The sequence below is a fragment of the Pristimantibacillus sp. PTI5 genome (assembly GCF_048572955.1).
Taxonomy (GTDB): domain Bacteria; phylum Bacillota; class Bacilli; order Paenibacillales; family Paenibacillaceae; genus Pristimantibacillus.
The window spans coordinates 6054004-6067553 of record NZ_CP183886.1; the positions used below are offsets into that span (position 1 = coordinate 6054004).

8 protein-coding genes, 2 tRNA genes and 1 riboswitch are annotated in these 13550 nt (G+C 47.7%); of the genes, 7 read left to right on the forward strand and 3 right to left on the reverse strand.

Going from position 1 to position 13550, the window contains the following annotated elements; translation table 11 throughout:
• The first annotated feature begins 104 nt into the window (after positions 1–104).
• Both ACN6MW_RS26610 and ACN6MW_RS26615 read left to right on the forward strand, forming a co-directional pair.
• The gene (locus ACN6MW_RS26610; RefSeq protein WP_419872845.1) at positions 105–2867 is read left to right on the forward strand and encodes a glycoside hydrolase family 2 protein; all 2763 of its coding nucleotides are present in this window, start codon (positions 105–107) and stop codon (positions 2865–2867) included.
• A 447-nt stretch (positions 2868–3314) separates the two neighbouring features.
• Positions 3315–4694, forward strand: coding sequence for a M48 family metallopeptidase (locus ACN6MW_RS26615; RefSeq protein WP_419872846.1), 1380 nt, complete (start codon positions 3315–3317; stop codon positions 4692–4694).
• Between the two features lie 66 nt (positions 4695–4760).
• On the opposite strand, the gene ACN6MW_RS26620 is transcribed toward ACN6MW_RS26615, so the two are convergent.
• Both ACN6MW_RS26620 and ACN6MW_RS26625 read right to left on the reverse strand, forming a co-directional pair.
• Positions 4761–4837 (reverse strand) — tRNA-Pro (locus ACN6MW_RS26620).
• Positions 4838–4846: 9 nt separating this feature from the next.
• A tRNA-Thr gene (locus tag ACN6MW_RS26625) sits at positions 4847–4922 on the reverse strand.
• A gap of 93 nt (positions 4923–5015) precedes the next feature.
• Here ACN6MW_RS26625 and ACN6MW_RS26630 point away from each other — a divergent pair.
• Positions 5016–6137: a glycerate kinase gene (locus tag ACN6MW_RS26630; RefSeq protein WP_419872847.1), complete on the forward strand. Its 1122-nt coding sequence runs from the start codon at positions 5016–5018 to the stop codon at positions 6135–6137.
• A gap of 76 nt (positions 6138–6213) precedes the next feature.
• On the opposite strand, the gene ACN6MW_RS26635 is transcribed toward ACN6MW_RS26630, so the two are convergent.
• Entirely contained in the window at positions 6214–7533 is a 1320-nt protein-coding gene (locus ACN6MW_RS26635) for a hemolysin family protein (protein WP_364141258.1), read from the reverse strand.
• Positions 7534–7788: 255 nt separating this feature from the next.
• Here ACN6MW_RS26635 and ACN6MW_RS26640 point away from each other — a divergent pair, with 255 nt between their 5' ends.
• From ACN6MW_RS26640 to ACN6MW_RS26655, 4 genes are all read left to right on the forward strand, one after another.
• A complete protein-coding gene (locus ACN6MW_RS26640) occupies positions 7789–8559 on the forward strand; it encodes a DUF1836 domain-containing protein (RefSeq protein ID WP_364141255.1) in 771 nt (256 codons plus the stop codon).
• Between the two features lie 74 nt (positions 8560–8633).
• A riboswitch (cyclic di-GMP riboswitch) is annotated at positions 8634–8718 on the forward strand.
• 87 nt (positions 8719–8805) lie between these two features.
• The gene (locus tag ACN6MW_RS26645) at positions 8806–10572 is read left to right on the forward strand and encodes a methyl-accepting chemotaxis protein (protein WP_419872848.1); all 1767 of its coding nucleotides are present in this window, start codon (positions 8806–8808) and stop codon (positions 10570–10572) included.
• 154 nt (positions 10573–10726) lie between these two features.
• Positions 10727–12502, forward strand: coding sequence for an HSP90 family protein (locus ACN6MW_RS26650; protein WP_419872849.1), 1776 nt, complete (start codon positions 10727–10729; stop codon positions 12500–12502).
• 2 nt (positions 12503–12504) lie between these two features.
• The gene (locus ACN6MW_RS26655; protein WP_419872850.1) at positions 12505–13548 is read left to right on the forward strand and encodes a hypothetical protein; all 1044 of its coding nucleotides are present in this window, start codon (positions 12505–12507) and stop codon (positions 13546–13548) included.
• The last annotated feature ends 2 nt before the right edge of the window (positions 13549–13550 follow it).

Sequence of the window (13550 nt, forward strand, 5' to 3'; positions counted from 1 at the left end):
ATATAGGCGTATTCTTGTTACGAAATAGTTGTTTTTATAGTTTATTATTAACTTTCAAATTAATTTAAAATGCGAAACACGAAACGAAAATGAGAGGTTGCGTGATGAAAATGGTTACCAATACAGTACAGGCTTCACAAGCTAGCATTCCCCGTTCCGAATATCCACGCCCCGATTGGCAGCGCGCGGATTGGTTGAATTTAAACGGAGCATGGTCCTTTGCGTTTGATCATGGAGATCAAGGGCTGGCTGCCGATTGGCATACCTCCAAAGGACAGCCGCTTACATCCGAGATTACGGTTCCTTTCTCATGGTCAAGCCCGTTGTCCGGGATTGGCAGCAATGAGAAAGGGATTGCCTGGTACAACAAAGAGGTGGAATGGACGCCTGGCACTTCGGATTCCAGAGTATTTCTTCGTTTCGGCGCGGTTGACTACAAATCAGACATTTGGGTGAATGGCGTGTCCGTCGGCAGGCATTCGGGTGGTTACGGTTCTTTTGAATTTGATATAACCGATGTCTGGTCGTTGGCCGGCAGCAATTCGATTACGGTTCGAGTTGAAGATTTTGACCATAATTATCAAGCCCGCGGAAAGCAGGGCTATGGGGAAATCCGCGGGATTTGGCAGCCTGTGTGGCTGGAAGCCCGTCCGCAAAACTATGTGCGCGATTCGAAGTTCACCACAAGCATCGACGGCGTGATCCAGGTCACAACGACGGTTATCGCGCAGAAAGCAGGAAAGGCAGAGCTTTCCTTTATTTTCGCAGAAGGAGCCGTTACGCATAAAGCGGAAACGGAGCTGACAGAAGGAAGCAATGTCATTCAAGCAGCTTTCGTTATTGCCGAGCCTAAGCTTTGGAGTCCGGAATCGCCGTATTTATATGAAGGCGAGGTTCTTTTGACCAGCAATGGGCAATGTGATTCCATCAGCACCTATTTTGGCGTTCGCGAAATCTCGACGGCAATCGTTGGTGATCGCAGCTACCGCTGGATTACGCTGAATGGCAAGCCTGTTTACTTAAACGGAACACTGGATCAATCGTTCCACCCGACCGGATTTTTTACTTATCCGTCTGATCAAGAGATGCAGGATGAAATCTACCTTATGAAGCGACTTGGCTTAAATTTTGTTCGTATCCATATCAAGCCTGAAGAACCGCGAAAGCTTTACTGGGCGGATAAGCTGGGAATTTTGGTCATGGAAGACATGCCTTGTTTCTGGGGAGACCCGGATGAACAAGCAAGACAATCCTATGAAAACGAAGCTCGGGAAGTCATTGACCGGGATTATAATCACCCGTCGATTTTCTCATGGGTCATGTTCAATGAGACTTGGGGCCTCAAGTCGGACAGCGCGGCGTCTTCGCTCACGACCGACGTTACGCATCCGAATAATTACTTGCCGCAGACGCAGGAATGGGTTCGCTCCATGTATCATTGGGCAAAAGAGGTTGACCCGACACGCATAGTGGAAGACAATTCGCCTTGCAATTATGATCATGTTGAATCGGATCTCAACACCTGGCATTTCTACATCAACGGCTATAATGAGCTCCGCAGTCATGTAACCGAGGTAGTGGAAAAGACGCATCCCGGCTCAAACTTCAATTATATCGGCGGCAACGAGCAATCGGATGCACCGTTAATGAACAGTGAATGCGGCAACGTATGGGGGATTGATGGCGGGGCAGGCGAAAGCGACTTGGCTTGGCATTACCGCTATATGATGAACGAATTCCGCCGTCATGATAAAATGTGCGGTTTCGTATTTACCGAATTCCGCGATGTCGTAAACGAATATAACGGATATTACCGTCTGGACGGCACGGATAAGCATTTTGGCTATGAATGGTTTGTACCCGGCATGACAGTGGCGGATTTACATTCGCCTGATTTTATCGTTATAGACGCTCCTCCGTGCCAGACGCTGAATACGGGCGCTAATGTAACAATTGATCTTCTTCGTTCAAGCTTTGATGATCGTTACCACGGTCAATCGCTTCAGCTTGCATGGGAGCTTTGGTATGATCAACTCGGCACGCGGGTTGTAGCCGATTCCGCTAATCAAACCGTAGAATGGAACGGCTTTGGCGTAGATTCCTTATCATCACTTCACTTGAAGATGCCTAACCAGGATGCAGTAGCGGTGCTAGCAGTGCGCCTTTTGACGCCTCAAGGCGTTACGCTCACCCGAAACTTCATAACGTTTGACGTGCGCAGCGGTCAAGCTGGCGGCAAATATGAAGCTGACGGCCAGATCGTTAGCGTACCGGTTGCAAGCTTCTCTGAAAGCGAATGGGCATACAGCTGGAATGCGCTGCAGGAGCAAAAAGCGAATGGCGGAGAGACGGGTCATTTCACCTATGATGTCCAGCTCCCGACTGCCGCTGAGCAAGCAGCAATCTATGACATCGAGCTTATCTTTGAAGCAAGCTCTAAGCGTCTGCTGAAGCGTAATTTGGAGGGCGGCATTCAGAAAAAACCGGATATTTCCTTTATGCATGGCGCATTGGATGAACCGGAGTATAACATGAATACCTACTATATGACGGATTCAAAGCGCCATGAAGGAAAACTGAATGTTCTCATAGACGGCGAGCCGGTTGAGACGATCATTCTCAGCGACAATCCTGCCGACAGCCGAGGCGTGTTGTCATGGCATTATCAAGCGGTAAGCAACAAGCTGGAGGAAGCAGGCTCCTACGGCTACCTTTGCAAGGTTCTTCTGCCAAGCACGCTGACATCGAAGCTGAACGCAAGCCGAAGCTTCAAGCTTCAACTTGCTGCCGAGCATGGCGGCTTGGCGCTTTATGGACGAAATGCAGGGCGTTACCCGATCGATATCATCGTTCATTGCAAAGGGTAAGGATATGTTATCCTAGAGAGAAAGAGACAGCTGCGTTAAGCTGTCTCTTTTTTGATATGTAGTCTTGGGTCAGCAGTACAATAAAAAGTTACGATTTTGTTAACGGTTTCGGTGAAAACTATCGAATCGGATCGTGTAAACTAAAAGGGAAAGATAAGGGGGTAAACAAAAATGAATGTTCCTGTTGGCGTTTGGATATTTTCAGGTATTATCGTTGTATTGCTCACATGGATGACGTTGTGGATTACGAAAAAAGCCTATTCCAAAAAGTGGGATGAATCGGATCAATAAATGCCGGATGATCGAGAATTCAAATATAGCAATGAGTCTTAAGACTTTTTGACCGAATGGTTGAAAAGTTTTTTTGTATTTCATTTTGCTCTCCGTACAATTAGGATGGGAATTCGTGTATAATGTGGGTATTATTTTTGAAGGAGATGCCTATTGTTGAACGAAAATGATTATGGATCCTCGCTCGTACATAAGAAAGAAGGCCGTTATTACACGCTGTCGCTTATTTTCAGCATCATTGTTTATTTGGGATTGTTCTTTTCGATTATTTTTATGTTCCTCATTCCCGTACTTATTTTATTGCCGCTGTTTGCCCAGGCGATCATGATGGCAAACATTCGAATCAACGGCGTGCGAATCACGCCGCGTCAATTTCCGGAAGTGTTCGCAATCGCGCAAGAGCAATGTGCAAAGATGGGCTTTCCGGTTGTTCCGGATCTATACGTGATGGAATCGAGCGGGATATTGAATGCATTCGCATCACGTTTTTTTGGCCGGAATATGGTCGTGCTGTACTCTGACTTGTTTGAGCTGATTCAATTGGGCGGCGAGAAAGAGATTGCTTTCGTAATATCGCATGAGCTCGCGCATATCAAACGCAATCATTTGACGAAGCAGCTGTTTATTATCCCGGCTATGTGGCTTCCTTTTCTCGGGGAGGCTTATTCCAGAGCATGCGAATACACATGCGACCGCATGGCGGCTTATTTTACCCAAGACGCGGAAGCCGCGATGAACGGACTTACGATTTTAGCCATTGGAAAAACGCTGTACAAGCGGGTCGATCGCGAAGAGTATTTATTGCAAAGCAGCTATGAGAAAGGATTGTTCGTTTGGTTAGCCGAAAAGCTATCGACGCATCCGCCTTTGCCGAAGCGCATTCATGCGCTTCAGACCTTTGCCGGCCAAACTTCCGGCATTGTTTTTCATTCCTCGAGGATCGGGATTATTATCGTCCTGGCAGCGGTAATCATTTTGGCCGGCTCGATTTCAATCGGCGTTATTTTCTCTAAATCGATCGATAGCTTTATGAGTTCGCTAGGAGAGAAACCGTCTGAAGAAGAACTTCTTGCGGCAGCTTCGGAGGCTGATCTGGAGCGCGTAGAATCGCTGTTGAGCTCCGGGATTAATCCGAACGCCATGGACGAAGAAGGATGGACGGCTTTGATGTGGGCGGCTCAGCTGAATGAGGCTGCCATGGGTACGTCGTTAATAAAAGCAGGAGCCAGTCTTGATTTAACGGAGCAAAGCTATGAAGAAACGGCATTAACGATTGCCTTGTATAACGGAAGCATAGAAATGGTCAATTTGCTGCTGGAGGAAGGAGCGAACCCGGATTTGCAGGACAGTACGGGCTGGACACCGCTCATGACGGCCGCAACAAAAGGCGATGAGGAAGGTGTAAAGCTGCTGCTTCAAGCAGGTGCCGATCCGTTGAAATCGGATGATACGGGATATACCGCAGCGGACTATGCTTACGAGTATGGTTTCGAAGAGCTTGCGGCGATGCTTGAAGAAGTCGGGGATCAGATATGAAAAAAAAGAAGCTTGAGTAATCAAGCTTCTTTCTTCTATGTATGCAAATGAGTTCATTTATTAGGATGGTCGGGACGACACGATTTGAACATGCGACCCCCTGGTCCCAAACCAGGTGCTCTACCAAGCTGAGCTACGTCCCGTAAAAAAAGTGGTGCCGTCGAGAGGACTTGAACCCCCAACCTACTGATTACAAGTCAGTTGCTCTACCAGTTGAGCTACAACGGCACGTGTGATTCGTTAAACACAAGATGTATTATTGCATAAAACTTGATATAAATGCAAGTGTTTTTTTTGAAAAAATAAAAAAGGGTGAATGGGATGAAAATCATCTTAGCGCCTGATTCCTTCAAGGGCTCAGGTAACGCATTTCAAATGGCTAAGGCCATGGAGAAAGGCATACGTTCGGTTCATCCGAATGCCGAAACGGTTCGGCTTCCAATGGCCGACGGCGGTGAAGGGACCATGGAAATCCTAGTTCGCGCAAGCGGAGGTTTCTTTGTCGCCATAGCAGCCCATGATCCGCTAAAACGAATGATTGAAGCAAGATACGGAGTAATGGGCGACGGCATTACAGCTGTTATTGAGCTGGCAGAGGCGTCTGGCCTTTCCCTGCTGCGAGGGGATGAGAGAAATCCGTTATACACCTCTACATTCGGCACGGGGGAAATGATTCTACATGCGCTGCAAGCAGGGTACCGTAAATTTATCGTGTGCCTTGGCGGCAGCGCCACCAATGACGGCGGAGCCGGCATGCTTCAGGCGCTTGGAATGAAGCTTCTGGATATAAGCGGAGCAGAGCTCCTGCCAGGCGGAATCCATTTGTCGAAGCTGCATTCTATCGATGCTGCGAATTTTGATGAGAGGGTCCGAGCCAGCCAATTTGTCATAGCCTGCGATGTACGCAATCCGTTATGCGGCGAGCAGGGCGCATCCGCAATCTATGGACCGCAGAAGGGTGCAAGTCCGGAGTCAGTCCGGCAGCTGGAAGGGGCCTTAAAACAATTTGCGGATGTTATCGAAGGTCATACAGGTTTGGAGGTTGTTAATCTGGCTGGCAGCGGTGCCGCAGGAGGAACCGCGGCAGCGCTTTTCGCCTTTTTTGATGCTGCAATGGAGTCGGGCGCCCGTTTGGTCATGAATCAGCTTCGATTTGATGAGTTCATTCGGGATGCGGATTGGATCGTGACGGGAGAGGGCAGGCTCGACGGTCAAACCGGATCAGGAAAAGTAATCGAAGCGGTGTGTGCCTCAGCTGCCGAGCAGGGCATTCCGGTTATAGCCGTTTGCGGGTCGATTGGGGATGACCGTGCTGCCGCCGCGAGACTTGGGCTGCGGGCTTGCTTCCCGATCGTGCCGGGTCCATGCACGCTAGAAGATGCAATGAGTCACGCTGAGGAATGGATGGAGGAACGCATTTCAAATATTTTTAGCCTTCTATAGGGTTTGTCATGGGCGGCTATGTTTGAAAAAAGAAGCAGCTCCGGCATCGCGGAGCTGCTTCTTTTTGTGCTTAAATTTAAGCGGTTTCGCCTTCCATGCTCTGTTCAAGCTGCTGAATGAGCATTTCGACCTTGCGAATCCGGTTTTTGCTTGTTTCACGGATAATGAACTTATAATTCTCGTAAAAGTGCTCTTTGCCTGGTTTAGGATCGGGGACTTGACTGTACAACCAGCCGCCAACCGTATCGACGTCTTCTTCCTCGAAGTTCATGCCGGTAAGGTCGCTCAGCTCGCTAAGGGATACCTTGCCGTCGAGCAGGTAGCAGTTGTCTGCCAGCTGTTCGATTTCCTTGCGTTCGTCAGCGTCGAATTCATCTCGAATCTCACCGACGATTTCTTCCAAAATGTCTTCAATCGTAATCAGGCCGGATGTGCCGCCGTATTCATCAACAAGGATCGCGATGTGTACGCGTTCGAGCTGCATGCGTTTAAGCAGCATTTTGACCGGCGTAACCTCGGACACGCTAAGTACGGGATGTACAAGCTTTTTGAAATCTAAATCACGGTCCGTTTCATATTCAAGAAAAAGCTGTTTCGTGTTAATCATGCCCACGATGTTATCCTTGCTCTCAAGCGCAACCGGGAAACGCGTATATTGTTCTTTCCGTATGATTTCCATGTTTTCGGCTAACGATTTGTTTGTGAATAAACAGATCATATCGGTGCGGGGCACCATAATTTCTTTGGCTAACAATTCATCGAATGCGAAAATGCGGCTTACGTAGCCATACTCTGTATTGTTAATCTTTCCGCTTTGGTAGCTTTCGTTAAGAATAATTTGAATTTCTTCCTCCGAATGCGCTTCTTCATGCTCCGTGGCAGGCTTTAAACCGAACAGGCGAACCAGTGCGTTAGCCGAGCCGTTAAGCAGCCAAATGAAAGGGTATAAAATTTTGTGGAACAAAATGATCGGTTTTGCGGTTAAGAAGCTGATAAACTCCGCTTTTTGGATAGCCCAAGTTTTTGGCGCGAGCTCTCCGACTACGACGTGCAGGAATGTTACCGAAATAAATGCGATGAAAAAGGATAGAATATGACTGATGTCATCATTTATTGCCAAACGCTCAAACAAGGGTAAAAGCATTTTTTCAACTGTCGGTTCTCCCAGCCAGCCAAGCCCGAGTGCTGTTATGGTAATACCTAATTGGCAGGCTGACAAGTAGGCATCCAGATTACTCGTAACCCGTTGAACGGCAAGCGCGTTCTTCCGGCCCTCAAGCACTAACTGATCGATCCGACTGGAGCGAAGTCTAATGATGGCGAACTCCGTTGCGACGAAAAAAGCAGTTAATAAAATAAGAAGAGCAATCATGAATAAATTGAATCCTATACCCATTTTCGTTTCTCACTACCCTTTTATATTTATATTTTTGTATTCTTATGATCTACTATAACGAATGATTACAGCTAATGACAAACGCCGTATCTAACGGTAACAGCCTTTTATGCGCTTTTAGAGCGATTTTACGAGATGGAAAAGCTTATTCTCATTGATTTTCGAGCCTTTACAAGTGTCATTCTCCGGCATATGATGAGTTCATATGAACTTGTAATAAAATATTGTATGCCGAAAGCGCGAGGAGGAAGGGAAATGGAGTCCTTTACGCTTACTCGAAAAGAGATGGCCTGCTTGCTGCTCTCCTTGGATGGAAAGCATAATCAGAAGCCGCTGCAGGTGCTGCAAGCCGCATGGACCAAAACGCATCAATACGATTTGGAGAAGGGCGCGGGATTGCCTGCATTTCTGTCTACGCTGCTGCCTCCGATTATCGAGAAGCTTATAAAAGGCAATGAACTGAGAGGCTTCTCGCTTCATGAGATTGCTGCGCTCGGCCAACTGATCGAATATTCCAATCTGTCGATTACATCCATGCAAAACTGGGTAAAGCGAGATTTTAAACCCTATTTCGATTGTCCCAAGGCCGGAAAAAAATATTCTCTGAATCAAGCGGCGTTATTGTTCATTATAGATGATTTAAAGTCTAATCTTGATTTTGAATCAATCCGCAAGCTATTCGAGATCGTATTCAAGAAGCCGGAAGACGAAACGGATGATTTGGTCGGACCTATAGAATTATATGCCTCCTATACCAGTATGTTTGAAGAGCTGGATGCGAATAACGATCAGCTTCTCGATATATCCGGCCATTTGAAGGAGAACCCGCATCAGGATTTATTGACGGAGCAGGCCATTCGTTTATCCGCGAACCAGTTTGCGAGCAGGCTGCCGAATCTCACGGAGAATCAATGGGAGGCCGTGCGCAACATTTTGCTTATTTCGGTCATTTCGATACAAACGTCCTATTTTCATTCGCTGTCAAGACGTTATTGCAATGCGACTTTGTTTCTAAGTCCCGAATAAAATAGTTCTAAAGGGGTGTACAGATTGTCTGGTATGTCCTATACTGGTTTATGTTGTAAATACAAACATAGACAATCTGAAAATGGCAAACTTGCCGAAAGGCAAGGACGCAAAGTTATGGGCCTAAGGTGCATTCGCTATGGCTGCCAGACCGCCGGAAGGATATAGAGCGAAGTAAGCTATCCGCCTCCTGTGGCTGGGTAGCTTTTTTGCTTTTTTAGAGAGACCGAGGAGAGAGAAAGCTGGATGGATTTAAAGGTATGGTTGGAGAGAGCGGGCAGGCTGGGCAAGCTGTCAAAGAAATTGAGCATGAGAAAAATAACGGCCAGGTTATTGTTAATTACGGCAATCATTACTCTCTTTAATGTAGGTTCCGGCATATTTATTTATGTTCAAAATGTTTCGGTCGCCGGATCAATTCAAGATTCAGAGGATTTATCCCGCGCGGAACGCAGTTATCAAGGCATCTCTAATAAATTGCTGAAGGTCATGCTTCTGATGGTTGACGCCATCGAGAACGGCAAAAGCGACGCGACTGCGATCATGAAGGATTTGGAGGATCTGCCTGCCCATATGAACGAGCTGGAAAAACAGCTTATCGAGATGGATAAGCAATACCCTCCGGCTGATGAAGACGGTCCCCTATATGCCAATCAAGTCGGCGTACTTCGTCTCGCCCTAGACAATTTAAAGGATACGAATACCGATACCACCGGATTAACGGCTGAGGAAAAATCGCTGCGAATTAGTAGTTTAATCAGCGTATATACAGTCGTTCTGAACTACTCGAACGACACCATGCATGAGCGCTTAACCCATGATGCGGACATCACTCAAAACCGTTTGAATGATGATGTATCCCGCGCAAACATCATTGTGCTCATCAATGTGATATTGCTTGCCGTGCTGCCTGCGATCATGATTTTTGGCGTTACGCAATCGATCAAAACGGGTCTTGCGGGCATTACTCGCCGTATTCGGGCATACGGCAGCAATGATTTTACAAGTCAAGAGAAGCTCGTGCGCGCCGACGAATTCGGAGAAATCGATCAATCCTTAGCCGATATGGGCGATAATTTACGCGATACGATTAGAGCGACGCTCCAGGTAAGCGAGTCGGTGCTGGATGTTTCGCGGAATATGGATACGATGATCGGCAGCAACCGTAAGGCTTCCGAAGACGTGAAGGGCCAAGTGGATCTTGGCAGAGAGGCATTGCTCTCCCAATATGACGATGCGTCATCCATTTCGGCGGTAACCGAACAAATATCTGCAAGCTCTCAGGAAATTGCCGCTTCAAGCGAATACATAAACAATGATATGCGCCAGATGAAGCAATCCTCGCAAAGCGGGTCGCAGCAAATGGCTGGCGTTGTTACGATGGTAAACGAGACCGTAGAGCAGTTCGCGAAGCTGTCGGAAGCTTTCGAAACGATGAATGACCGTTATAACAACGTATCGAAATTTTTGAATGGCATTCAGGACTTAAACACGCAGACGAACCTGCTGTCACTGAACGCCTCCATTGAATCGGCAAGGGCAGGGGAACATGGACGCGGCTTTGCGGTCGTGGCGGAGGAAATCAGGAAGCTGTCCAGTCAAACGGATTCCATCTCCAAGCAGATCACGAAGGAATTGTCTTTGATCCAAAATGATGTAGCTGCCAGCAGCCGCACGATCGGAAGCTTCGCGAATGTCATTCACTCGACCCGTCAAGCATCGGAGACGGCTAGCGGCACTTTCCAGGCATTGGAGTCGCAGAGCAGCGTGCTTTCCGATCAAATGAGCGAAATTTCCACGGCCATCAGCGAAATTACGAGCGGTATGACCCATATTGTTTCAGCAGTGGATAAGCTTCTTAACACGTCTACCGATGTTAATGGCAAAATGGAGCATATGAGCGAGCTGTCCGTTAAGCAAAATGATATTTCTGATGAGCTGCGCACGCTGGCAGAGAAACTGACAGGCTCTTCGCAGGATTTGAAAGAGAAGGCCTCCGTGTTTAAGCTTTAAACAAAATAAACCGAAAAAGGACGATTAGCCGAGAGCTGGTCGTCCTTTGTTGTCATTATTCGCCTAAAAAAAGGATAAGGCTGCAATATGACGAAATAAAACGGAGGGTAATACCGATATGTATATTAATGACATAACGAACATAGGAGAAAATATGAGCGAATTGAATTTTCAGGTTAACTTACAAGGAATGATTGAGCTTCTATCGAAGCATTTATATGCAAATCCCGGCGTATTCGTAAGGGAACTTCTCCAAAATGGCGTGGACGCGATTACGGCGCGCAAACGTCTAGGCCATCGTTTTGATGCCGTTGTGACCGTAGAGCTTTACGGATCTCGGACGATCGCCGTCCATGATAACGGAATCGGTTTATCGGAGCAGGAAATCCACCGTTTTCTGGCCCAAATCGGCAGCACCTCGAAACGCGAGGAGCTCGACTCGGCTGATGATTTCATCGGCCAATTCGGTGTCGGACTGCTGTCATGCTTCGTGGTTAGCGGCGAAATCGTAGTCATAACGCGGTCTGCTTTGGAGGGCGATACCCTTGAATGGAGGGGACGCTCGGACGGGACCTACAAAATACGCAAGCTCGAAAAAGACGCACCGATCGGGACGACCGTATTTTTAACCTGCAAGGACGGTTATGAGGATTACTATGAATGGGACAGCATGTCGGATTTAATGACGCATTACGGTCAGTACCTTCCCGTTCCCATCCGTTTATCCGAAGGGAAAAACGAAATCACCGTCAATGAAGAAACGCCGCCGTGGGCCATGAGCATGACAGAAGCGCTGGCTTACGGAGAGTATCATTTGTATCAGAACTTCCTGGACGCCATTCCTCTGAAATCCGGTATGGGAGAGCTGGAGGGCGTAGCGTATATTTTGCCCTACGCGGTCAGCTTGCAAGCAGAGAAGAAGCATAAGGTTTACGTCAAGCGGATGCTGCTGTCAGATCAAATTCAAAATATGCTGCCGGACTGGGCGTTTTTCGTGACCTGCGTCATGAACGCCAATGGCCTGAAGCCGACGGCATCCCGCGAATCGTTAATGGAAAACGAGCTGTTTTACAGCGTTAAGGATGAACTGGGCGAATGCATAAAGCGGCATATGATCATGCTTGCGGAAACAGACCCGGACTTGCTGGAGAAAATAATTCGAATTCATTATTCATCCATCAAAGCAATGGCATCCCAGGATGATGAGCTTTATCGTTTGTTTATTCGGTTCCTTACCTTCGAAACTTCATTCGGCGAGATGAGGATGGGGGAGATTTTGGAGAAGAGCCGGCATATCGTCGTGTCCTCTACGCTTGATGAATTTCGCCAAGTGGCGCGCGTGGCAAAAGCGCAGGATGTCATGGTTATTAATGGCGGTTACGTACATGACTTTGAGCTGGTGCGCAAGCTTCCCGAGCTGGATGAGAATATTGAAGCATTAGTGCTGGATCCGATTAACTTTTCTAATTTCTTTGAAGCAATCAATCCAGTAGATCTGTTAAACGCGGAAGCGTTTTTGGAGCTTTCAGACCGTCTGCTTGCTCCATTTCAGTGCAGGAGTGTGCTAAAACAATTTGAACCGGCTGATTTAGCGGCGCTTTATAACACGAATGACGAGGTGAACTTTCTTCGGATGGCGGAGCAAACGAAGGAAGAGGCGAATGACGTATTTTCTGAAATCGTAGATATTGTCATCAATGAGCTGTATGAGCTGCCTTTGGCAAGGCTTTGCTACAATTTCAACAATCCGCTGATACGGAAGGCCATCGCCTGTAACGATGCGACTATGCAGAAGCTTTGCATCGAAACCGTTTATACGCAAGCCCTGCTGCTCGGCAATTATCCGCTCGGTCCAGAGGAACTGAAGCTGTTGAATCAATCGTTTATGCAGGTGCTGGATATCGGACTCGGTCAGGCGGGTGATCGTTAATTATGAAGCAGCGGTACAATCAGTTAAGGAGCGAGGCCTGGAGCTTGCCGCAGGGCAAACAAAAGCTTGCGGTATTGGAAGAAGCGATTCGAATCGCCGACCAATATATGACGAAGGAGGATGCCTACTTCGCGCGAATGACTTATTCCGAGGCGGCGCTTGATTCCGGTTATCAAGAAAGGTTCCTTGTCTCCTTTACATGGTGCTTGACGCAGTTCGAAAAAGAGCCTGCCGCTTATTCGAGCTTCTCGATCCTTTGGCACTATAAATGGTTCATCAATCAAATTTGGCGGTTTCCGCAATTTGGCGCAGCCCAAATCTCGTCAATCCTTGATGATTTCAAAGCAAAATGCTTACAATACGGTCACAGCCTGCGCCCTTATTATCAGAGTCATCATCGCTACGCGCTATCGAGAGGCGATTTGGAAGCAGCACAGACCTATTACGAGCTCTGGCGTAAAACAGCGCGGGACGGCATGTCGGATTGCAGGGCATGCGAACAAAACAGCTTTGGCTACTATCATTTTACAGCTGGCAGATACCGGCGCGGCCTGCAAACGATGAAGCCGATCATGGATGGCCGGTTGACCTGCAAAACTATTCCCCAAAATACGTACAGCCATTTGCTGCTCCCGCTCCTTGAGACCGATCAAGCTGAGGAGGCCGTGAAAATGGCGAAGAAAGGAGCGCGCCTGTTAAGCGGTCCCGGTTATTTGACCGAGTACGGGAGCTTCCTTGCTTACTACACCGTAACGGATATTAACAAGGCCGCAAAGTGGTTTGAGAACACCATTGGCTTTGCAATGGAAACCAAGGTCGGTTGGGACCGTTTTTTATACCTGAGCTCAGCCCAGGCCTTTCTGCAAGTATGGCTGCAGCAGAAGCGGCGCCGCAAACTTAAAATGGGCAGCGAGCTTTCCTATGAGCGGCTTAAGCTGGAAGCCGAGGAGCTTGCCCTTGCTTTTGATCAGCGGAATCAAAACAATTATTGTTCGGAGATGCTTGCCCAGAAGCTGAAGCAAGTCGAGAAGCTGAGCCGGATTTGATC